We start from the raw sequence: 21,291 nt of genomic DNA on the forward strand, positions 1-21,291 counted from the left end.
AACAAGCAAAATGGAGAAGTGAAACGGCTCATTTTGCGCTAAAGAGCCTCAATTGAGCTGGAGCAAAACGAGGCCAAGCAGCCTTGAACTTTTGGCTCTTTTGGTTCAAGCCAAAAGAACGTAAAAAAACTTACCGAAGCAGCACCTTTCCCGTTTTTTTTACCGCAAAGTTTTAAAGATCGCTAAGAAAGAGAAAGAAATTAGATGTAGAAAGGAATTAAGAAGAGTAGCTGGCAAACAAACTTATAATCAAGCAATACCTGTCCTAAGCATGCCAAATGGCCTTTTGGCATCGTAAAGCGCAAGCTAATTGGGGCGTAGCATTTGCCAAGGACTTGCACAAACAAGCAAAATGGAGAAGTGAAACGGCTCATTTTGCGCTAAAGAGCCTCAATTGAGCTGGAGCAAAACGAGGCCAAGCAGCCTTGAACTTTTGGTTCTTTTGGTTCAAGCCAAAAGAACGTAAAAAACAACTTCAACAAAAGTTTTTTTTAACCGCAAAGTTTGAAGAACGCTAAGATGTAGAGCATCTAATTTCTAAGAATTATAATTAGATTAGCACTAACCAAAACAAACACCTAATTCTCTGAATAAGCTCACATTATGAATCAAATCTACCTAAACAACAACTTATTATTAATCAAAGTCAAAAAAACACCACTCATCATCAGGATAGTGTTATTCATTTTTACATTTTTATTTTTTCTATTTCCCCTTGCATGGATCGCTTCCTTATTTATAGGCAAACAAATCACCGTTATGTCCATCATATTAACGGGTATTTTTTTGTTTTCTGGCGTATACCTACTTCGTTTAACACTTTGGAATACCTATGGCGAGGAAAAAATCTATATCAACCCAACCAAACTCACCTACGAAGTAAGCTACGGTTGGTTTAAGGATCGTGTTCGAGAAATGGAAACACTAAACCTTGATTATTACATTAAACCACATCCCTCGGGTGAGGACATCGGCTTATTGGCAATGCGTAGCGGAACAACAGAAATCGAATCGGTAATTCCATTAAAAAGCATTTTATTAGAAGACCTAATCATCAATCTTAAAAACCTCAAATCATGAAGAAAATATTACTATCAATTATCCTTTTACCCACTTTTGGCTTCACCAAAGCTCAGGAAAAACCTAAGTATGATGAGGCGTTAGCCAAAAAACTAGGCGCAGATGACTACGGAATGAAGATGTACGTACTAGTGATGCTAAAAACTGGCACCAATACCTCTGCCGGTAAAGCAGAAACCGACAGTTTGTTTAAAGGCCACATGACCAATATTGAGCGACTTGCGAAAGAAAACAAGTTGATTGTTGCTGGGCCTTTAGCTAAAAACGACCATCAGTACCGGGGCATCTTTATTTTAAACACCAAATCCATAGATGAAGCCAAAGCCTTGCTACAAACCGATCCGGCCGTTAAAGCAAAGTTGTTAGACGCCGAAATTTTCAACTGGTATGGTTCGGCGGCATTGTCTGAATATCTACCCTATCACAATAAAATACAAAAGAGCAGCTTTTAAAGCCAATTTTACAGCCCTAAGCTGTTGACATGTACAAATAGTTACTCTTCCTTTTGCTGAAACTTATAAAACAGGTATCCTAAGAAAGGCAAAATCAGTATACTGCCCAAAACTAAAGCCCAACCTAAACTTTGCACCGTTTTGTAAGGCCCAATGGTATTGTACAGTGAAATTGCGTTACCATCTTTTAAACGTATAAAATTTGGGAAATGCGCATAACTAATGGCTAGCAAAATCATCGTGACCTGAAAACCAGCTAACACTCTTAAGATTTTAGTGCTTCCTTTTAATAGCAAATACCACAGCAAAACCAAAGACAAGCTGGCCAAAATTACTGCAATTAAACCAACTTTATTGTAAAGCACCCAGCTCAATAGTGGGACATTTTCAAGCTGAGCACTTACAAATACCATTGCACCAAAAACCACCGCAGCCAAATTCATATACTCGGCCTTTTTGATAAATCGCTTTGTGTCTTCTGCTGTTTTACATTCTCCAATTAAATACACCGCTGCTAAAAATCCGCACAAGGCTGTAGTGAACAAACCCACCGAAATGGAGAACCAATTTAGCCAGCCATATACATAAGCATCAGCAAAACTTGTGGCATTCGTATCAATTTTTCCCGAAAGCACGCTTCCCGCAATGATGCCCAAAAAAAGTGCGGCCAAAAAGCTCGAATAACGAAAAATACGATTGTACAGCCACTGCATTTCGTCCTTAACGGCGTCGTAATGCCTAAAAACAAACGCTGTACCTCGGGCAATAATACCGATAAGCAAAATAGCTAATGGAATATGCAAATGCACCGACATCGTGGTGTAAATTACGGGAAAAGCTACAAATAAAATTACAATCGCAATGATTAGCCACATGTGATTTGCCTCCCAAACTGGCCCAATAGCGTGGTACATGGTTTGGCGAGTGCGGCTTCTGTTTTTCGTAGAAGTAAATAGTTCGATAATCCCCGCACCAAAATCGGCACCGCCCAGTAAAAAATAGAGCAAAATAGCCAAACATAAAAAGGCAATCACTATTTGTTCCATAGCTAATTATTTTTTGATGATTGATAATGTACCGGTACCATTTTGATTTGTCGGTAAAGCAAAAAGATTACAATAATGCTCAGCGAAAGATAAATAGCAGAAAACAAGTAAAAAGACCAAGCAATGCCCGGCATAGGTGTTACCGCATCTTTTGTGCGCATAATGCCATTGATGATCCAGGGCTGTCGACCAACTTCTGTAACTACCCAACCTGCCTCTAGCGCAATATAGCCTAACGGTGTAGCAAAAACAAAGAGTTTCAATAGCCAACTGCTAGTTAAAACGGTTTTCTTTCGCCATAAAATAAAGAAGTAAATTGCGGCAATCAGCATCATTAGCGTACCTAAACCCACCATCACCTGAAAAGCATAATGCGTAATGGCTACTGGCGGATGCTCATCTGCAGGAATCTGATCCAAGCCCTTAACCTCTGCTTTAAAATCGCCATGCGCTAAAAAACTCAAAGCTCCAGGAATTTCAATGGCCTTGCTCACCGTTTTATTTTTTTCATCTACAATACCACCAATTAAAAGCGGAGCAGGCTTTTCAGTAGTATACAAAGCCTCCATCGCTGCCAGTTTGGCTGGTTGCCTTTTGGCCACATCCTTTGCAGAAATATCCCCACTTATTGGCTGCAACAAAGCACAAATGGTGGCAAAAGTTGCTGCAATCTTGAAAGACTTGTAATGAAAATCGTTATGCTGTTTCCGAAGCAACATTAAAGCATGCAGGCCCGCAACGGCAAAACCAGTGGCGGTAAAAGCGGCAAGACACATGTGCAGCGCTTGCGTAAACCAGGCATCGTTAAACATGGCCTTAATGGGATCAATGTCGAAGTATTTGCCGTCAACGAAATCGAAACCCGCCGGACTGTTCATCCAAGCATTGGCCGCTACAACTAAAATTCCAGAGGCTAAGCCACTTAACCCTACCACAACACCGGTAAACCAATGAAACCATTTGTTGAGTTTCTCCCATCCGTAAAGGAAAAAGCCCAATGCAATTGCTTCAATAAAAAAAGCGGTACCTTCCAACGAGAACGGCATCCCGAAAATGGGACCTGCATGTTCCATAAATTTTGGCCAAAGCAAGCCTAGCTCGAAAGAAAGCATTGTACCAGATACGGCGCCAGTGGCAAAAAATATGGCCACGCCCTTGCTCCAAGCTTTGGTGATGTGCTTGTAAACTTCGTTATTAGTTTTTAACCACTTATAGTGCGAAACCGCCATAAAAAACGGCATCACCATGCCAATACAAGCGTAAACAATGTGGAAGCCCAACGAAAGGGCCATTTGCGAACGAGCTGCTAAAAAATCATCCATGAGCTGAGGAATTGGACTAAACAAATATAGGCCTTATCATTTGATGTGATAAGGCCTACAGCTGATATTCAGCAACTATTTGAAATATAGAATGTTTATAAATTACCGTATTTTATTTCGAATTAGCTTATACACCTTATTTTCCAACCATTAACTCTGCATAAGCTGCATTGAGGCTTCTAGCGATCCCATCTCCCTGCCATTCTGGTGCACCAGGTATTGCGGTGGCTTTTAAAATATCTTCTTTAGTTTTTCCCGCTTTAATTTCAGCACCCACAAAACTCATTAACGATTGTAAATAGTTTTTAAATGCTGCTACGTCCGTTTTATTTCCTGTTATTTTCTCTGGCTCACGACTATGGCCAAAAATGAATAAGGTATCGTTATCAAACTTATTTGAAATTTGATCCAATACGCCAATCCAGCTTTGGATATTTGCACCATTAGCAGTGTCGATAAAAGGATATCTTCTATTGAAAACCAAGTCACCAACATGTGCAATGTTTGCATTTTCGAAATGAAAAACAGCATCACCATTGGTATGGCCCGCACCAAAATAATGCGCCGAAATTTTCTCTGCGCCTACTTTAGTTTTCCAACCACTATTACCAAATGTCATATCAGGCAGTAGCTGTTTATCTAAATTATTTGCTTTTTCTGCTGTTGTTTTTTGATTTTTTAAGGAATTTTCATGCGCAACAACATGCTCAACCAAGCCTTTAAAAGCAATATTTCCACCAGTATGATCACCATGGTGGTGAGTATTTAGCAGGTATTTGAAAGGTTTGCTTCCCAATTTCTTCAGCTCTTCAATCACATGTGGTGCCGAGTTGGGAAACTGTGAATCAATCACCACAAATCCATCTTTGCTATCAAGCCAGCCTATAGTTCCACCTTGCTCTGTAAAAACTCCAATATTATTCCTAAGTGGCTTAAACTGATAATTTTGCTGCAAGCCCGCAGCAAAAACATCTGAACGATAAAAAGCAAGCAAGGCCATCGCCATTGCTGATTGTTGAAAAAACTGTCTGCGTTGCATATAGTACAATAAAAAACCACGACTGAAATGCCGTGGTTTAAATTTAAACAAATATTGATTAAAATCCAGTGCCCGGATTAGTTCCAGGCTCATGGCCGCCGCCCATTGGCTCGTGTTTGCGACCATGATCTTTAGTAAATTTAGTAGTAATGCTTGATGACGAAGTTTGCTCGATGTTTTCCTCCGTTCTTGTCGGTTTGGCATCATCAATATCTATCAAATCATTTCTCACTTCTTTTTTCTCGGTATTTTTATTTTTATCTTCCATGATGTTTACGTTTTTGGTACATCTATCTAACAAACCGGTTTCAAAGTTTGTTTGTAACAACATACATCAATTTTAATTCAATGAAAAAAGCAATTCTTTTTGGGGCAAGCGGTTTTGTAGGCAGTTATTTATTGAATGATTTGCTACAGAGCGATATTTATGATGAGGTAACTATTGTGGTGCGAAAACCATTGAACATACAACATCCTAAATTGCGAATGCTGCTCTCCGACTACCATAATTTACCGCAAAACAAATCGTATTTAGTTGCTGATGACGTTTTTATCGCACTTGGCACCACAAAGAAGAAAACACCGGATCAAAAAGAATACTATCAAATAGACCACGATTATCCTGTTTTAGCTGCCGAACTGACTAAATCGAATGGAGCTAAGTCCGTGCTACTTGTTTCCGCTGTAGGTGCAAATGCCAATTCATCAATCTTTTACGTTAAAACCAAAGGTGAAGCCGAAAGAGATATCATTGCCTTAAATTTTGAACATACTCATATTTTTAGACCATCAATGATTATGGGCAACCGGGAAGAAAGCAGACCGATGGAGAAAGTGTTTATTAAAGCTTTTTCAGTAATCAATACGCTTTTAATAGGCGGCCTTAAGAAATATAGAGGCATTAGTGCTCAGAAAATTGCGAAAGCCATGATTAATGCAGCGCAAACTGAAGTGGATAAGCCAAAGATTTACCATTGGGAGGATATGAAAAAATTAGCACGTTAATTTAAGCACTGCCATAGGGTTGTCAGTGAATACTTTAAATTTGCGGAATTAAACACCTATTGATATGAGTTATTGCACCGCAATTTTAGGCATGCAGCCCGAAGAAAGAAAAAATCTACATGCCAACTATCACGATCACCATTATGGTTTTCCAATACATGATGACAACGAGTTATTTGGCCGATTGATTTTAGAAATTAACCAAGCAGGATTAAGTTGGGAAACCATTTTAAAGAAAGAGCAGGGATTTAGAACTGCTTATGCTAATTTTGATGTAACGACTGTTGCCAACTTTAATGAAGATGACAGGGAACGTTTACTTCAAGATACAGGAATTATAAGAAATAAGCTAAAAGTTAACGCCGCAATAGAAAATGCAAAAACCATATTACAGCTGCAAAAAGAGTTTGGGAGCTTTGAAAATTGGCTAAACCATCATCATCCGAAAACAAAAGCTGAGTGGGTTAAGCTATTTAAAAAAACCTTTAAATTTACTGGAGGCGAAATTGTTGGCGAATTTTTAATGAGCATAGGCTTTCTTCCTGGGGCGCACGACACATCCTGTGCTATTCAGGAAAAAGTACTGAAAAGCAATCCGAAATGGCTTAGCGTATAGCAACGAAGCTAGCATTATCATTTTCCCTTTACGGACCTCAAAATAAAAACGACCGATAAATCTTGCATTTTGTGAAGATTTATCGGTCGCATTTTTTATTCAATTCCAGCTCTTAAACTTCCTGAACCTTTAGCTCTTTTTTTGGATACAGGATGGAAAATAAATACACCGTTAAAACTGCCAATGGAAAGGAAATTAACGCTGGATTTTCCATTTGATGCCAAGCGTTTTCGGCACCTAAGCCATATTTATCCCACATGGTTGGTGATGTTAAAATGATGGCCAACGATACTACTATACCCACTACAATAGATGCTGCAATACCTGTGGATGAAGTTCGCTTCCAAAACAACAGAAACAAAATGGCAGGCAAATTAGCGGATGCCGCAATTGCAAACGCCCATCCTACCAAAAATGATACGTTGATTCCTTTGAAAGCCATACCAAGCAAAATGGCGAAAACACCTACAGCAACTGCGGCAATTTTACCAACTTTCACTTTACGGTCGTCGCTTAGGTTCTTTTTCAAGTAAATATCGATGAAATCATGTGCTATTGCGCCAGATGATGCTACAATTAAACCCGCTACCGTACCTAAAACCGTAGCAAAAGCCACAGCCGAGATAATGGAGAACAAAACTGCACCAAAAGCCTTCGCTAATAATGGCGCTGCCATGTTACTGGATTCTACATCCATTACGCCGTTTACTCCAGCACCCAAACCAATAAATAGTGTGAGTATGTAAAACCCGCCGATAGCAGCAATAGCTAAAATCGTCGATTTCCTAGCGTCTCTAGGAGTTTTTACGGTATAGTACCTAATTAAAATATGTGGCAACGCAGCTGTACCTAAAAACAGCGCTAACATTAACGATACAAAGTCCAACTTGCTCCATAAGCTAGCACCAGCACCAATTTTATATTTCAAACCGGGCAACATAAATTTAGCGCCAGCCGTAACTTCTGGATAGTAAAGCGTAACTTGATCTGTACCATCAGTTAATTTTACCTGCAAAAAGCGAGTGATTTCACTATCTTTTATGGTAGATAAGAATTCGAAAGGCCCTACAGCACCGGTTTTATCTACTTCCTTACCATTCACAATAATCTTACTCAGGTGACCCACCTGATAAAACTTTCTTTTTTCTTTCGACTCGCCGTTGTAAAGTTTTTCCCCATTAGTTCTCTGTACAATGGTTAACGTTTCCTTTAGCACGTCCTTTCCATCTTCTTTTCCCAAGTAAAACCAACGCTCAACGCCATTTTGCTGTAACTTCACAAAAGTTTTTCCAGCTGTTTCTTGTTGTGCTAACACTTGCCAACCAGGTGCTGCAGTTACTTTAGTTCCTTCAAGCTGAGGATTAAGGGTGATAAACTGATGATATGTATTATCTTTTGTACTTGGCGACAGCGATAGACCATTCTTTAAAATGAAAACCGTTAAAATCAAGGATAATATGATCAGCAATCCACCTTTTAGGAATTGGACGTAGGTGGTAGAGGCCATACCTGCACTAGCAACAATAGTAATTACAATTGCACCTACTAAAATTACCCCCGCCCAATGTGGCAAACCTAATAGCGGCATTACCAAATCGCCGGCTCCTACCATTTGCGGAATAAGATAAAATACCGATATAATCAACGTACTAACAGATGCCGCTAATGTAATCGCTCTTGAATTAAATTTTGCATTCAGCGCATCGGTAAAAGTATATTTACCTAAACGTTTAAATGGTTCAGCAATTAAAAACAAGGCAACAATCCAACCTGCCAAGAAACCAATAGCATATAAAAAACCATCAAATCCGGCAACGGCAATCATTCCGCAAATTCCAAGAAACGAAGCCGCAGAAAGGTAATCTCCCGCAAAAGCGATACCGTTAACTGCCCAGTGAATTTGTCCGCCGGCGGCATAATAAGATGAAGAATCACTTTTCTTCCTTCCAAAATAAAAAGATAGGCCAAGTACCAAGCCAACAAAAATGAAGAAGAAAATCAGTGCAGTGACTGAAATATCATAGATCATTTCAAACCTCCTTCCGCTTTTTCAGCCTCATCTTCGTAGCGTGTACAATAAGAATTATAAATAATCCCCATTATCACCGCAAAAACAATTAAACCTATGCCGTAAGCTATGGCTAAATTTAACCCGTAAAAAACAGTAGTGGATAATAATTCGTAGTTAAAAACACCGATGGCTACAAAACCTGCATAGCAGATCAAGTAAACAAAGAATAATCGAACGCCCAATTTAGATTTCTGCTGCGTAACGATCTCTTTCTCTTCGGTTGTGCTGTTTACATGCATAACGTAAAGGTTCGAAAAGGTTGATAAAAGGTTAGGTTATTTCTATGTTGATAATCAACGTAGTGTCTGTATACAATACTAATAAAAATATACTAGCTTCTTTAATATTTTAGCTAATAAATAGTTGACTGATTAGGTTTAATAACAATTGATAATTTTTCAATGCAGGAAAAATAAATCAAACACTAACCCTAAAGCAGCAGGAAACAATAAAAAGGCTATCCCAAAAAGCGCTTCAATCACCATTCTACTTTATTTGTATAATGGTAACTGCTTTTTTGGATAGCCCTTGTATTAGCTATGAGTAGCTATAGTTTATGCCAGTGCATTTTGTTTCACTACCATTTTCACTTTTTCTAAGGTATAATCGATATCCTCTTTGGTAGTGTATTTACTAAACGAGAACCTTACCGCCGGACGGTTTGGATCAGCCTTAATGCCATTAAGTACATGAGAACCAATGTTTGAACCCGAAGAGCAAGCACTTCCACCGGAAGCACAAACGCCATTGATATCTAGGTTAAACAATAACATATCAGCCATATCCATCTCCGGAAACGATACATTAAGTACGGTATACAAACTTTTATCCGCATCAGTTTCGCCATTGAAAGAAATACCCGGAATTTCAGCAATCAGCTGCTCTTTCATATAATCTTTCAAGTCTTGAACATGTTTTTGGTGTTCTTCCATTTCGGCGTAGGCAATTTCCAAGGCCTTTGCCAAACCTACAATACCGTAAACATTTTCAGTACCACCACGCATATTTCTTTCCTGAGCACCACCATAAATCATCGGTGGAATTTTAATGCTATTGTTCACATACAAAAAACCCACGCCTTTTGGACCGTGTAATTTGTGTGCAGCGCATACCATAAAATGTGCCTTTAACTGACGAACATCATGCGTATAATGGCCCATGGTTTGCACCGTATCTGCATGGTAAATGGCATTGTATTTCTCACACAAATCGCCAACTTTTTGCATATCAGTTAGTGTGCCTAACTCGTTATTGGCATGCATTAAAGAAACAAAACTACGATCGTTGTTTGCTAAAAGTTCTTCCAAATGTGCATAGTCTACATTACCTTTTTCATCGATATTTACAAAGCTTAGCTTATCAATAACGCCATCTTTAAGCAACATATTTAAGGTATGTTCTACCGCATGATGCTCAATTTTAGAAGTAATGGCATGTTTAATGCCGTAAGCGGCAATACCACAACGTATTGCTGTATTATCCGCTTCGGTGCCACCAGAAGTAAAGAAAATTTCTGAAGGTGAAGCATTAAGCAAAGTTGCGACAGTTTTGCGTGCTTTTTCTACCAAAGTTCTTACCTCTCTGCCCAAGGCATGTATAGCCGAAGGGTTACCGTAGTAATTTTGCATTACGTTGGTCATTTCTGCAACTACCGTGGGATCCAGCGGTGTAGTAGCAGCATTGTCCAAATAAACTCGTTTCATTTTTATAGTGTGTTAGTTAGTCACTTTTTAGTGGTCAGGAGTCAGGTATCAGGGGTCAGGTATTAGGTATTAGTTGTTAGTAAAGTTTATAGCCATAACCCCTAGTTACTAGTTCCTAATACCTAATCCCTAGCTCCTAATTTATCTGCAATATCTCCTTGATATCTGTAATAATCTTATTTGCAAGATTTTCTGCAATGGTTTCACTTTCTGCCTCACTGTAAATACGAATGATAGGCTCAGTATTTGACCTACGCAAATGTACCCATTCTTTCTCGAACTCAATTTTCAGTCCATCGATAGTGCTATGTGGCTGGTGCTGATATTTTTCTTCCACCTTCGCTAACAAGGCATCGATATCCATATCAGGGGTTAACGTAATTTTATTTTTTGAAATGTGGTAAGCAGGATAGCTAGCTCTCAAAACTGATATCGGCTTACCGAACTTCGCTAAGTGCGATAAAAACAAAGCAATGCCTACTAATGCATCTCTTCCATAATGTGACTCAGGATAGATGATCCCCCCATTACCTTCACCTCCAATAATGGCATTGGTAGCTTTCATTTGATTAACCACGTTAACCTCTCCCACTGCCGCAGCATTGTACCGCATTCCTGCCTTTTCAGTAACATCTCTAAGTGCCCTGGTAGATGACAAGTTAGAAACCGTATTTCCTGGTGTATTTTTCAAAACGTAGTCGGCAACAGCTACCAAAGTATACTCTTCACCAAACATGCTACCATCTTCATTTACGAAGCAAAGCCTATCCACATCCGGATCAACCACAATACCTAAATGCGCACCTTTTTGCTGCACCACCTTTGCAATTTCTGTTAAGTTCTCTGGCAACGGTTCCGGATTGTGTGGGAACTGCCCGTTAGGCTCGCAGTACAATTCGTAGATGGTTTCTACGCCTAAAGCTTTCAAAAGCGGCGGCAAGAAAATTCCCCCGGTAGAGTTAACACAGTCGATAGCCACTTTAAAGTTTGCCTTTTTAATAGCTTCCACATCAACTAATGGCAAAGCTAAAATAGCATCAATATGTTTTTGTATGTAAGTATCGTCTTTTTTAACCTGTCCAAGTTCATCTACTTCAGCAAAACTGAAATCAGAATTTTCGGCTATTTCAAGTACCTCTTTACCATCATTATCGCTAATAAATTCGCCTTTGGCATTCAAAAGCTTCAATGCATTCCATTGCTTAGGATTATGGCTGGCAGTTAAAATAATGCCTCCTGCGGCTTTTTCCATTGGAACTGCAATTTCTACAGTTGGCGTTGTTGACAAACCTAGATCTATAACTTCAATTCCTAAACCTTGCAATGTACCAACAACCAAGTTATTCACCATTTCTCCCGAAATACGGGCATCGCGGCCAATTACAATTCTTTTATTATCTGCTTTGCTAATTACCCATGAACCGAAAGCCGCCGTAAATTTAACTACGTCAATTGGGGTTAATCCATCGCCAGCCTTGCCGCCAATGGTTCCCCTGATACCAGAAATAGATTTGATTAAAGTCAATTTGATTTTTTTTTTGCCAAAATTAAGAAAAATAAACGCTTTAAATTGTTGTAATTATGTACGATTTTAATTTTTAAAAACTATTTAAACTAGCGGTTAGGTAGTTGATAATTAGGATAAAACATTTTTAAAATCAACTCAAACGTTTGTTTTAAAATGTTAAGCTTTGAAGTTTTATATGCAACATTATTGCATAAACCCTATATTTGTTCAACCAAAATCAAGTAAAAATGCAGCGCAAATGGTTTCAATACTGGTTTAATTCTCCTTATTACCACATCCTTTACGGCAACCGCAATGATGAAGAAGCGGAATTATTAATTGACAACCTGCTGGCGCACTTGAAACCAAAAAGCGACAGTAAAATTATTGATATTGCTTGCGGAAGGGGCCGTCATTCGATCTACCTCAATAAAAAAGGCTATGACGTAACAGGCATCGATCTTTCAGAACAAAATATCAAATACGCCCAGCAGTTTGAACAAAAAAATCTGCATTTTTATGTGCATGATATGCGTAAGCTAGCTTACATCAATTATTTTGATATTGCGCTGAACCTTTTTACCAGCTTTGGTTATTTCGAAACAGAAAAAGACCATGTAAATGCATTAAAAGCATTCAGAAAAGGATTAAAAGCTGATGGCACTTTTGTAATTGATTATTTCAACACGCAGAAAATCATCAAAAACTTAACCCATCAGGAAATTAAAACCATTGATGGTATTGAGTTTCATCTTTCTAAATTTGTTTCGGAAGGAAAAATTATCAAGCACATTAATTTTGAGCACCGCATGAAAGATTATGCTTTTGAGGAGCGGGTTCAAGCATTTTTATTGGCTGATTTTGAAAGTATGCTCGAAAAAAGCGGACTGCAAATCATCGAAAAATTTGGCAATTACCATTTGGATGCTTTTGACGAACTAAAATCAGATCGTTTAATCTTGGTTTGCAAAAAAGCATGATGCACGACCTTTTACAATTTGATACTGAGCTGTTTTTGAAAATCCACCGAGGATTAAGCAACGGCTTTTTCGACTGGATCATGCCTTTGTTGCGCAATCGCTTTTTTTGGTCGCCACTTTATTTGTTTATAGTGATTTTTTGTATTAAGCAGTACAAAAAGGCTGGCTTATATATTATAGGTGGTGTTTTAGTCACTTTTGCCATGGGCGATATTATTGCATCTCGCATCATCAAACCCAATGTGGCTAGAGTGAGGCCTTGTAACGAAGTAAGGCTTGCTGATCAAATTATCCATAGGGTACCTTGCGGCAGTGGAAAAAGTTTTCCTTCGGCACACGCAACCAATCATTTCGGTATTGCAGTATTTTTAATTGGCGTTTTCTACAGGAAGTGGAAGGCAATTCTGCCCATTGGCATTTTATGGGCTGCCGTAATAAGCTTTGCCCAAGTTTACGTAGGCGTACATTACCCAATTGATGTTTTTTGCGGAATGCTTTTAGGTATTACCATAGGCTTACTTACTACGTTTATCTATTATAAAGTAAAACCCATTAGTTAATGGAAATTTGGAAGTTTTTGATTTTGTTTTTCTCTGCCTTTTTGGGCGGCCTTAGTATTTTTTTGGTAAAGAACGACAAATCACAATTGCTTAAGTTGATCTTATCATTTAGCGGATCTTATCTTTTTGCAATTACAGTGCTACATTTAATACCCGATGCTTACCATGGATCTGATAGTCATGAAATTGGCATTTACATCCTTATAGGTTTTTTGTTGCAGGTATTTTTGGAACAATTTTCCGAAGGGATTGAACACGGCCACATTCACAAACATCACCATAGTTCGGCCTTCCCTTATGGAATTATGATCAGCCTATGCTTACATGCTTTTTTAGAAGGGATGCCATTAGCCAAAGATCAACATAACGAACTTATTTTTGGAATCTCGTTACACCACATTCCAGCGGCATTTGCGTTAGCAAGTATTTTACTTCAAAATCAAATCAAAAAAGCTTCATTGCTAATTTTACTGGGTGTATTTGCCATTATGGCTCCATTAGGCTATTGGATTAGCTTGGGTTTAAGCAATGGTTCTTTGGGGGGCATTGAAGCCTACTTTAATAAAATCATGGGTATCGTAATCGGGATATTCCTACATATCTCCACTACGATATTATTTGAATCAAGTGCTGACCATAAAATCAATAAGCGTAAAATGTTTGCCGTCCTACTGGGTATTGCCATTGCACTAATTGGATTTTATGCCGGACATAGCCATTAAATTTACAATTGATTTAGGGACAGTAGTATTCTGATCAAATTCTCAATCGTCGCACATACATAGGGGCTAAAACTGGAGGATAATTAACCTATTTCAACATTCATGTCAAAATCGTAAATCGTAAATCGCAATTCGTAAATCATTGTATCTTTGCCTTAATGCAACTGGCTCAACAAGTAAAACATTTAATTAAAAAGGAAGTCGTTTTAGAATGGCGGTCGAAATATGCGCTCAATGGTGTTTTACTTTACGTGGTATCTACGGTTTTTGTGTGCTACATGTCGTTTTTAAGCATTGAAAAGCTCACTTGGAATGCCTTGTTTTGGATCATCATGTTATTTGCTTCCATTAATGCTATTGCTAAAAGTTTCCTTCAGGAAAGCAAAGGCCGACAGCTTTACATTTATACTTTAGTTAGTCCCACGGCACTTATCTTAGCAAAAACCATTTATAACAGTTTGTTAATGATTATCCTAACCGTAATTGCGCTGTTGTTTTACACGTTGGTTTTTGATTTCCCAAAAGATACAGACATTTTAATGTATTTCGTTGCTGCCATATTAGGAAGCTTAAGTTTCTCTACCATTTTCACCATGGTATCAGCCATTGCTTCTAAAACTGGTAACGGGGGCATGTTAATGGCCATTTTGAGCTTTCCCATCATCATCCCTGTGCTTATCGTACTGATCAAATTTGCAAAAAATGCGGTTGATGGACTAGATAGAGCAGTTAGTTTAGATGAAATTGGATTGCTAGGAGTGATAAATGTATTAGTGATGACAGTAGCTTTATTGTTATTTCCTTACCTTTGGCGAGATTAATAATGTGATGGTTTAGTAATTTGATGATATGATAATTACATCGTTGTCTAACTACTAAAATCTAAATACTAAATACCAAACTATATGTACAAAACCTGGTGGAAAATTTTGGCCGCAGCACTGGTAGTTTACACTGCAATTGCTGGACTTTTATTGGAGGTGCCTCGACTGGCAATTCTTAATGAAACGATAAGAAATTTATATTTCCACGTTCCCATGTGGTTTGCAATGGTGGTATTATTTACCATTTCTGTTTGGTATAGTGTAAAATCCCTTGGTACGCAAAAAGAAGAATACGACATCAAAGCAGTTGAAAGTGCAAATGCAGGAATCATATTTGGTGTGTTGGGTATTGTAACAGGCGCTGTTTGGGCAAAATTTACCTGGGGGCAGTTTTGGAGTTTTGATCCTAAGCAAAATTTCGCAGCAATATCACTCCTATTATACTTTGCTTATTTTATTTTACGCAATGCGATAGACGAAGAGCAAAAGCGAGCTAAAATTGCAGCCATTTATAACATATTTGCATTCCCTATGATGGTAGTACTACTTTTTGTGCTTCCACGTTTGCAAGATTCACTACACCCTGGCAACGGCGGCAACCCTGGCTTCAATAGCTATGATTTAGATAGCAGAATGCGAATGGTATTTTATCCTGCTTGCTTGGGATGGATCATCATTGGCTACTGGATTTATACGCTTCGCCTCAGAATAAAAACAATCGAAAACTCACAACTTTAATGATAATGAAGAAGTTATTAAGTATACTATTATTGTTGTTCACAAGCCTTACTTTGTTTGCGCAAAACAACGATATTGAGATGGCAGACCAACTGCGAAACAACGGTAAAATTTACATTGTAGTGATTTGTATCGTTATAATTTTAGCGGGTTTGCTTTTTTATCTTTTCAGCCTCGACAAACGTTTGAAATTGTTAGAAAAAAAATCTGACCGTAAAAACTAATTTTAAACGCCCTAGAAACATTTTTTTGAACCAAAACGTTATAGTGTTTACCGTACACTAAGCAAAATATACTTGCAAGAGTGGTTTATTTTACTGCAATTTTGCACCCGTAAAAGCATAAAACCAAAATCCAAAAAAATGGCTAGTACAGCAAATGAAACAAGTTTTTTCAGCGATGTTTGTAAAAACTTTGATGACGCCGCCAGATTCACAAACCACCCAGAAGGTTTACTGGCACAAATTAAAGCATGTAACAGTGTTTATCGTTTCCAATTCCCTATACGCAGAGGAAACGGCTTTGAAGTAATTGACGCATGGCGTGTTGAGCACTCGCACCACATGAGCCCTACCAAAGGGGGTATCCGTTACAGTGAGATGGTAAATGAGGATGAAGTAATGGCTCTTGCTGCCCTAATGACCTATAAATGTGCTATCGTTAACGTACCGTTTGGCGGTGCTAAAGGCGGTATCTGTATCAATCCTAAAAATTATACAGTTGCAGAATTAGAAACCATCACTCGTCGTTACACTACCGAATTAATTAAAAAGAACTTTATTGGCCCAGGTATCGATGTTCCCGCTCCAGATTACGGATCGGGCGAACGCGAAATGAGCTGGATTGCCGATACTTACATGACCATGAATCCGGGCTCTTTAGATGCTTTGGGTTGCGTTACCGGAAAACCGATCGCTTTGCATGGTATCCGTGGCCGTAGAGAAGCTACTGGTCGTGGTGTAGCTTATGCCGTACGTGAGTGTGTAAGCCACGCTGATGACATGAAAAAATTAGGCCTAACTGCAGGCTTAGATGGCAAACGAGTAATTGTACAAGGCTTAGGTAACGTAGGTTATCACTCTGCAAAATTCATTGCTGAGTTTGGTGGTACCATTGTAGGTATTTGCGAGTATGAAGGTGCTATCTACAACGCTAACGGTTTAAATGTGGATGAGGTATTTGCTCACCGCAAAAACACTGGTTCACTATTAGGTTTCCCTGGTGCTACCGATTTCAAAAATTCAAAAGAAGGATTGGAGCAAGAGTGTGATATCTTAGTTCCAGCTGCTTTAGAAAACCAAATTACTGGCGAAAACATCCGCAACATCAAAGCTAAAATTATTGCTGAAGGTGCTAACGGACCTGTAACGCCTGAGGCTGAAGAAATCTATACTGAAATGGGCGGTATGATCATTCCAGATATGTACTGCAACGCCGGTGGTGTAACGGTATCCTATTTTGAGTGGTTGAAAAACCTCTCTCACGTAGCTTTTGGCCGTATGGAAAATCGCTATGCAGAAAACTCAAATGCTAACTTGATCAATACTTTAGAGAGCTTAACAGGAAAAACAATCCCTGCAGAGCACCGCTTAATGATTGTTAAAGGAGCTTCTGAGCTAGAGTTAGTAAATTCTGGATTAGAAGACACGATGATCCATTCTTACAGAGAAATTAGAGAAACTTGGTTGAACAAACCAGAAACTAAAACTTTGAGAACGGCTGCTTTTGTAAATTCTATAGATAAAATTGCAGTTTCTTATATGAATTTAGGCGTTTGGCCATAACATTCATCTTAAAACATTGCAAAAGCCCCGTAATTATTATTTACGGGGCTTTTTGTTTATCAACTAATTGTAAAGATGCACAATATGCAATCCGCTAGCAGCTTAGTTTTTCTATCTTTGTTAGCTGTATTTTAAATCAATCCAGATGAAAAAAAGTGCTATTGTAGGTTTAATTACCATTGCCATTTGCATTGGTTTTTTGGTGAGCTTAAATGCTGAAACCGATTCTTATTCCAACTTTAAGGAAGCCGCAAAATCAGAGCGTGAAGAACACGTAATGGGCTACTGGGAGAAAGAAAAAGGCATGTATTACGATGCTTTAAAAGATCCTAACCATTTTGCATTTTACATGAAAGATGAAAATGGCGCTATCAACAAAGTAGTACTTAATGGTTCAAAGCCTCAGGATTTTGAACGTTCTGAAAAATTAGTACTGATTGGAAAAATGCAGAACGATACTTTCTACGCCTCTAAAATATTAATGAAATGCCCTTCTAAGTACAACGACAATATGGTTGAAGTGAATAAGGATGGCAGTGTGAAAGAGCCTACTAAAAACGTAAAAGAATCAAAATCTTAATGGATATACAGTTTATTGGAGAGAACCTCCTTCCGGGCAAAATTGGCCAGTTTTTCATCGTACTTTCGTTTGCTGCGTCATTACTTGCTACCATTGCCTACTTTTTTGCAACAAGCAACAAAAACCTCGAAGATAAATCGTGGGTAAAAATAGGCAGGCTTGCATTTTGGATTAACGGAATGAGTATCATTGGTATTGGTGTTACGCTGTTTTATCTGATATTAAACCATTATAACGAGTATCATTACGTTTACTCCCACTCTTCCAAAGAACTTCCGGTTTATTACATTGTTTCTGCCTTTTGGCAAGGTCAGGAAGGTAGTTTTTGGCTATGGTCTTTTTGGCAAACACTACTTGGTGTCATCTTAATTTGGAAAGCGAAATCTTGGGAAAACGGCGTAATGACTATCGTTGCATTATCTCAAACCTTCCTAGCCTCTATGCTTTTAGGGGTAGATATTTTGGGGATTAGAGTTGGTTCATCTCCGTTTATCTTATTAAGAGACGCTGTAAATTTAAAGGAAATGGCACCTATTTTTGCCGATCCTGAAAACTATAAAAACTACCTAAGTTTCATTACCGACGGCCGCGGTTTAAATCCATTACTGCAAAACTACTGGATGGTAATTCACCCTCCTACCCTATTTTTAGGTTTCGCTAGTATGATTGTACCTTTTGCTTATGGCATTGCCGCATTGTGGCAAAAACGCTATAAAGATTGGGTTAAACCTGTACTACCTTGGGTTTCCTTCGCTGTAATGATTTTGGGAACTGGTATTATCATGGGTTCATTTTGGGCTTACGAAGCGCTTAACTTCGGTGGCTTTTGGGCTTGGGATCCGGTGGAAAATGCCTCAATCATCCCTTGGTTAACCTTAATTGGTGGCTTACACGTAATTATTGCTTACAAAAACACTGGTCATGCCTACTTCACTGCAATGGCACTTACATTGGTGAGTTTCATTTTGGTATTGTATGCTTCTTTCTTAACTAGAAGTGGAATTTTAGGAGAAACTTCTGTACACTCCTTTACCGATTTAGGGATGTTCGGACAGTTAATTTCCTATATCGTAGTGTTCTTGTTCCTTGCGGTGTTTTTTATTGTATGGAGATGGAAAGAACTACCAATTACGCACAAAGATGAAGAAACGTATTCTCGTGAATTCTGGATGTTCATCGGTGCTTTAGTAGTAACTGTTTCTTGTATACACATCATTTTTGCTACCTCTGGACCCGTATTCAATAAAATTTTCGGCACTAATAATGTTCCTAAAGATTTAAAATACTACAACCAGTGGCAAGCACCGTTTGCAGTGCTAATCACTTTAATTTCGGGTTTTTCGCAATTTTTAAAGTACAAAAGAACCGATCCACGCAAATTCTACAGCAGCTTAATTTCTTCGGTGGTTTTCGCACTGGTAATTACAGGCGCTTTCGTTTGGATCAGCGGTATCTACACCAACTTAATGTACATCATTTTAACCTTCAGCTGTATTTTCGCTGTGTTGGCAAATGCCAGGTTACTTACTGGAGCATTCACTAAAAAAGGCAGCAAACTTGCTGGGTCGGCCATTGCCCACATCGGCTTTGCCCTTTTGTTAGTTGGCGCATTAGTTTCGGCTGCAACGAGCAATCCAATTTCTATTAACGAAACTAATTTCATTCCTGTTAAGGATTTCGAAAAAGCTGCTAAACCTGGTGAAAACATCATGCTGTACAAAAATGAGCCTAAGCAAATGGGCAAGTACACCGTAACGTATATCAGCGATACTACCATTCAGCCAAACACTTACTATCGTCTTAATTTTAAAGTGATAGATCAGGCTAGTGGTAAAATAAAAGAGGATTTCACAGTAAATCCTAGCATTCAGGAAAACGACAGAATGGGTTTAATTGCTTCTCCTGACACCAAACATTACCTATTACGTGACATATATACTCACATTACAAGCGCTGCTCAAAAGAAAGAGGAACACGCAGAGCATGAAGGACATACAGAGGATGAAAATTACAAGGCTCCTCGCATTGTGAAAGTTGCCGCAGGTGACACGCTTCATGTGAGTAGCGGAATTTTGACTGTTAAAAACTTGAACAATAAACCTGTTGTTAAGGATTTAAAAGTAGATAAAGAAGATTTAGCAGTTAGCTTACCTATCGAAATTAATGTGAGTGGTAAAATGTATAACTTGGAGCCTCTATTCTTAATCAAAGGAAACAACACATTTGATTTTGCCCGTAAAAACGATGAGTTAGGCATTAGAGTTAGGTTTACAAAAATTATCCCAGAGGAGAATAAATTTGAACTTCAAATTTTTGAGAAACCGCAGCAAGCTAAAGATTGGGTGGTGTTCAAATCAATTGAATTTCCTTTCATCAACTTATATTGGATGGGTACCATTGTGATGGTAGTTGGTTTCTTAATTTCGATTTTTAGAAGGAAAAAAGAAATAAAGCTAGATTAATGGACATTAAGGTTTCGATCATTGGTTCAGGCAACGTTGCAACTCATTTAAGCAAAGCGCTTAAAAATTCTGGAGCTACATTGCTACATATTTGGTCGCAAAACTTTAAAAATGCCCAAGCCTTGGCAGCAACTGTTAGCGCAACCGCAGTTGACACTATCAGCCAAATTACTGATGATGGAAGTGACCTGGTCATTATCGCTGTTAAAGATGATGCCATTACAGAAGTAGCTTCGGCCTTAGTTAACCGAAAAGGTTTGGTGGCACACACTTCAGGTGCGGCTAGCTTAGCTGATTTGAGTCAGCTGCAAAACTATGGGGTATTTTATCCTTTGCAAACTTTCTCCAAGCATAAAGAGCTTAATTTTAACGAAGTACCAATTTGTTTAGAGGCTAATAACGATGCTAATTTCCAACTGCTAAAAAACGTTGCAACTGCCTTGAGTAAAAAGGTTTACGAAGTAGCTACCGATCAAAGGAAAATATTACATCTGGCAGCGGTTTTTGCTTGCAATTTTCCAAACTACCTATACGGTGTAGCACAGCAATTATTGGCACAGCATCAGCTTAGTTTTGACATTGTTAGGCCACTTATTGCTGAAACAGCGCATAAAGTGCAAACCGCCTTACCTACTGAGGTTCAAACCGGTCCCGCAGTGCGTAATGACGAGCAAACCATGGCAAAACATGAAAAATTACTACAAGAAAACCCTGATTGGGTAAATATATATCAACTATTAAGCGAGCAGATTAAAAAGAGTAAATAATACTGTTTTTTAATTTTTGGCTGCTTACTTTTG

At 38.5% G+C, this 21,291-nt stretch carries 22 protein-coding genes; 14 read left to right on the forward strand and 8 right to left on the reverse strand.

Annotated features, from left to right (window positions below; translation table 11 throughout):
• Nucleotides 1-759 precede the first annotated feature (759 nt).
• Nucleotides 760-1,080 (forward strand): hypothetical protein, encoded by a 321-nt coding sequence (locus tag DUT68_RS14820; protein WP_157960881.1) that lies wholly within the window; start codon nt 760-762, stop codon nt 1,078-1,080.
• Entirely contained in the window at nt 1,077-1,532 is a 456-nt protein-coding gene (locus DUT68_RS14825) for a YciI family protein (protein ID WP_113638999.1), read from the forward strand. The genes DUT68_RS14820 and DUT68_RS14825 overlap by 4 nt, the downstream gene beginning before the upstream one ends.
• 41 nt (nt 1,533-1,573) lie before the next feature.
• Here DUT68_RS14825 and DUT68_RS14830 read toward each other — a convergent pair whose 3' ends face one another.
• The 4 genes from DUT68_RS14830 to DUT68_RS14845 form a co-directional block, all read right to left on the reverse strand.
• A complete protein-coding gene (locus DUT68_RS14830; RefSeq protein ID WP_113639000.1) occupies nt 1,574-2,578 on the reverse strand; it encodes a cytochrome d ubiquinol oxidase subunit II in 1,005 nt (334 codons plus the stop codon).
• A 2-nt stretch (nt 2,579-2,580) separates the two neighbouring features.
• Nucleotides 2,581-3,900: a cytochrome ubiquinol oxidase subunit I gene (locus tag DUT68_RS14835; protein ID WP_113639001.1), complete on the reverse strand. Its 1,320-nt coding sequence runs from the start codon at nt 3,898-3,900 to the stop codon at nt 2,581-2,583.
• Between the two features lie 136 nt (nt 3,901-4,036).
• Nucleotides 4,037-4,939, reverse strand: coding sequence for an MBL fold metallo-hydrolase (locus DUT68_RS14840; protein ID WP_113639002.1), 903 nt, complete (start codon nt 4,937-4,939; stop codon nt 4,037-4,039).
• A gap of 58 nt (nt 4,940-4,997) precedes the next feature.
• Nucleotides 4,998-5,270, reverse strand: coding sequence for a hypothetical protein (locus tag DUT68_RS14845; protein ID WP_113639003.1), 273 nt, complete (start codon nt 5,268-5,270; stop codon nt 4,998-5,000).
• A gap of 17 nt (nt 5,271-5,287) precedes the next feature.
• On the opposite strand from DUT68_RS14845, the gene DUT68_RS14850 reads away from it, so the two are divergent.
• Both DUT68_RS14850 and DUT68_RS14855 read left to right on the forward strand, forming a co-directional pair.
• On the forward strand, nt 5,288-5,944 hold the full coding sequence (locus tag DUT68_RS14850) for an oxidoreductase (protein WP_113639004.1): 657 nt from the start codon (nt 5,288-5,290) through the stop codon (nt 5,942-5,944).
• Between the two features lie 64 nt (nt 5,945-6,008).
• On the forward strand, nt 6,009-6,560 hold the full coding sequence (locus tag DUT68_RS14855) for a DNA-3-methyladenine glycosylase I (RefSeq protein ID WP_113639005.1): 552 nt from the start codon (nt 6,009-6,011) through the stop codon (nt 6,558-6,560).
• Between the two features lie 112 nt (nt 6,561-6,672).
• Here DUT68_RS14855 and DUT68_RS14860 read toward each other — a convergent pair whose 3' ends face one another.
• From DUT68_RS14860 to glmM, 4 genes are all read right to left on the reverse strand, one after another.
• Nucleotides 6,673-8,589: a solute symporter family protein gene (locus DUT68_RS14860; protein WP_113639006.1), complete on the reverse strand. Its 1,917-nt coding sequence runs from the start codon at nt 8,587-8,589 to the stop codon at nt 6,673-6,675.
• Nucleotides 8,586-8,870, reverse strand: coding sequence for a DUF485 domain-containing protein (locus tag DUT68_RS14865; protein ID WP_113639007.1), 285 nt, complete (start codon nt 8,868-8,870; stop codon nt 8,586-8,588). Before DUT68_RS14865 ends, DUT68_RS14860 begins: the two co-directional genes overlap by 4 nt.
• A gap of 315 nt (nt 8,871-9,185) precedes the next feature.
• A complete protein-coding gene (locus tag DUT68_RS14870) occupies nt 9,186-10,334 on the reverse strand; it encodes a cysteine desulfurase family protein (RefSeq protein ID WP_113639008.1) in 1,149 nt (382 codons plus the stop codon).
• A 136-nt stretch (nt 10,335-10,470) separates the two neighbouring features.
• Nucleotides 10,471-11,859 carry a phosphoglucosamine mutase gene (glmM, locus tag DUT68_RS14875; RefSeq protein ID WP_113639009.1) on the reverse strand — a complete coding sequence of 463 codons (1,389 nt, stop codon included), beginning with the start codon at nt 11,857-11,859 and terminating at the stop codon, nt 10,471-10,473.
• 230 nt (nt 11,860-12,089) lie between these two features.
• On the opposite strand from glmM, the gene DUT68_RS14880 reads away from it, so the two are divergent.
• The 10 genes from DUT68_RS14880 (at nt 12,090) to DUT68_RS14925 (ending at nt 21,258) form a co-directional block, all read left to right on the forward strand.
• A complete protein-coding gene (locus tag DUT68_RS14880) occupies nt 12,090-12,821 on the forward strand; it encodes a class I SAM-dependent methyltransferase (RefSeq protein WP_113639010.1) in 732 nt (243 codons plus the stop codon).
• Nucleotides 12,818-13,381, forward strand: coding sequence for a phosphatase PAP2 family protein (locus DUT68_RS14885; protein WP_113639011.1), 564 nt, complete (start codon nt 12,818-12,820; stop codon nt 13,379-13,381). Before DUT68_RS14880 ends, DUT68_RS14885 begins: the two co-directional genes overlap by 4 nt.
• Nucleotides 13,381-14,103, forward strand: a complete 723-nt coding sequence (locus DUT68_RS14890) for a ZIP family metal transporter (protein ID WP_113639012.1) — start codon at nt 13,381-13,383, stop codon at nt 14,101-14,103. The genes DUT68_RS14885 and DUT68_RS14890 overlap by 1 nt, the downstream gene beginning before the upstream one ends.
• A 158-nt stretch (nt 14,104-14,261) precedes the next feature.
• Nucleotides 14,262-14,924 (forward strand): heme exporter protein CcmB, encoded by a 663-nt coding sequence (locus DUT68_RS14895; RefSeq protein WP_113639013.1) that lies wholly within the window; start codon nt 14,262-14,264, stop codon nt 14,922-14,924.
• Between the two features lie 84 nt (nt 14,925-15,008).
• Nucleotides 15,009-15,665 (forward strand): cytochrome c biogenesis protein CcsA, encoded by a 657-nt coding sequence (gene ccsA, locus DUT68_RS14900; protein ID WP_113639014.1) that lies wholly within the window; start codon nt 15,009-15,011, stop codon nt 15,663-15,665.
• Nucleotides 15,666-15,670: 5 nt separating this feature from the next.
• Nucleotides 15,671-15,889, forward strand: coding sequence for a CcmD family protein (locus tag DUT68_RS14905; protein ID WP_113639097.1), 219 nt, complete (start codon nt 15,671-15,673; stop codon nt 15,887-15,889).
• A gap of 138 nt (nt 15,890-16,027) precedes the next feature.
• Nucleotides 16,028-17,449 (forward strand): Glu/Leu/Phe/Val family dehydrogenase, encoded by a 1,422-nt coding sequence (locus tag DUT68_RS14910; protein ID WP_113639098.1) that lies wholly within the window; start codon nt 16,028-16,030, stop codon nt 17,447-17,449.
• A 145-nt stretch (nt 17,450-17,594) separates the two neighbouring features.
• Nucleotides 17,595-18,029 (forward strand): cytochrome c maturation protein CcmE domain-containing protein, encoded by a 435-nt coding sequence (locus DUT68_RS14915; protein WP_113639015.1) that lies wholly within the window; start codon nt 17,595-17,597, stop codon nt 18,027-18,029.
• Nucleotides 18,029-20,491: a heme lyase CcmF/NrfE family subunit gene (locus DUT68_RS14920; protein WP_113639016.1), complete on the forward strand. Its 2,463-nt coding sequence runs from the start codon at nt 18,029-18,031 to the stop codon at nt 20,489-20,491. Before DUT68_RS14915 ends, DUT68_RS14920 begins: the two co-directional genes overlap by 1 nt.
• The gene (locus DUT68_RS14925) at nt 20,491-21,258 is read left to right on the forward strand and encodes a Rossmann-like and DUF2520 domain-containing protein (RefSeq protein ID WP_113639017.1); all 768 of its coding nucleotides are present in this window, start codon (nt 20,491-20,493) and stop codon (nt 21,256-21,258) included. Before DUT68_RS14920 ends, DUT68_RS14925 begins: the two co-directional genes overlap by 1 nt.
• Nucleotides 21,259-21,291: the final 33 nt, after the last annotated feature.

The sequence above is a fragment of the Pedobacter zeaxanthinifaciens genome, from assembly GCF_003313335.1.
In the GTDB taxonomy this organism is placed as follows: domain Bacteria; phylum Bacteroidota; class Bacteroidia; order Sphingobacteriales; family Sphingobacteriaceae; genus Pedobacter; species Pedobacter zeaxanthinifaciens.

Bases quoted from the DNA above. Each gene is read 5' to 3' on its own strand.
- DUT68_RS14820 (WP_157960881.1), top strand. From the start codon at position 760: ATGTCCATCATATTAACGGGTATTTTTTTGTTTTCTGGCGTATACCTA.
- DUT68_RS14825 (WP_113638999.1), top strand. From the start codon at position 1,077: ATGAAGAAAATATTACTATCAATTATCCTTTTACCCACTTTTGGCTTC.
- DUT68_RS14830 (WP_113639000.1), bottom strand. From the start codon at position 2,578: ATGGAACAAATAGTGATTGCCTTTTTATGTTTGGCTATTTTGCTCTAT.
- DUT68_RS14835 (WP_113639001.1), bottom strand. From the start codon at position 3,900: ATGGATGATTTTTTAGCAGCTCGTTCGCAAATGGCCCTTTCGTTGGGC.
- DUT68_RS14840 (WP_113639002.1), bottom strand. From the start codon at position 4,939: ATGCAACGCAGACAGTTTTTTCAACAATCAGCAATGGCGATGGCCTTG.
- DUT68_RS14845 (WP_113639003.1), bottom strand. From the start codon at position 5,270: ATGTTGTTACAAACAAACTTTGAAACCGGTTTGTTAGATAGATGTACC.
- DUT68_RS14850 (WP_113639004.1), top strand. From the start codon at position 5,288: ATGAAAAAAGCAATTCTTTTTGGGGCAAGCGGTTTTGTAGGCAGTTAT.
- DUT68_RS14855 (WP_113639005.1), top strand. From the start codon at position 6,009: ATGAGTTATTGCACCGCAATTTTAGGCATGCAGCCCGAAGAAAGAAAA.
- DUT68_RS14860 (WP_113639006.1), bottom strand. From the start codon at position 8,589: ATGATCTATGATATTTCAGTCACTGCACTGATTTTCTTCTTCATTTTT.
- DUT68_RS14865 (WP_113639007.1), bottom strand. From the start codon at position 8,870: ATGCATGTAAACAGCACAACCGAAGAGAAAGAGATCGTTACGCAGCAG.
- DUT68_RS14870 (WP_113639008.1), bottom strand. From the start codon at position 10,334: ATGAAACGAGTTTATTTGGACAATGCTGCTACTACACCGCTGGATCCC.
- DUT68_RS14880 (WP_113639010.1), top strand. From the start codon at position 12,090: ATGCAGCGCAAATGGTTTCAATACTGGTTTAATTCTCCTTATTACCAC.
- DUT68_RS14885 (WP_113639011.1), top strand. From the start codon at position 12,818: ATGATGCACGACCTTTTACAATTTGATACTGAGCTGTTTTTGAAAATC.
- DUT68_RS14890 (WP_113639012.1), top strand. From the start codon at position 13,381: ATGGAAATTTGGAAGTTTTTGATTTTGTTTTTCTCTGCCTTTTTGGGC.
- DUT68_RS14895 (WP_113639013.1), top strand. From the start codon at position 14,262: ATGCAACTGGCTCAACAAGTAAAACATTTAATTAAAAAGGAAGTCGTT.
- ccsA (WP_113639014.1), top strand. From the start codon at position 15,009: ATGTACAAAACCTGGTGGAAAATTTTGGCCGCAGCACTGGTAGTTTAC.
- DUT68_RS14905 (WP_113639097.1), top strand. From the start codon at position 15,671: ATGAAGAAGTTATTAAGTATACTATTATTGTTGTTCACAAGCCTTACT.
- DUT68_RS14910 (WP_113639098.1), top strand. From the start codon at position 16,028: ATGGCTAGTACAGCAAATGAAACAAGTTTTTTCAGCGATGTTTGTAAA.
- DUT68_RS14915 (WP_113639015.1), top strand. From the start codon at position 17,595: ATGAAAAAAAGTGCTATTGTAGGTTTAATTACCATTGCCATTTGCATT.
- DUT68_RS14920 (WP_113639016.1), top strand. From the start codon at position 18,029: ATGGATATACAGTTTATTGGAGAGAACCTCCTTCCGGGCAAAATTGGC.
- DUT68_RS14925 (WP_113639017.1), top strand. From the start codon at position 20,491: ATGGACATTAAGGTTTCGATCATTGGTTCAGGCAACGTTGCAACTCAT.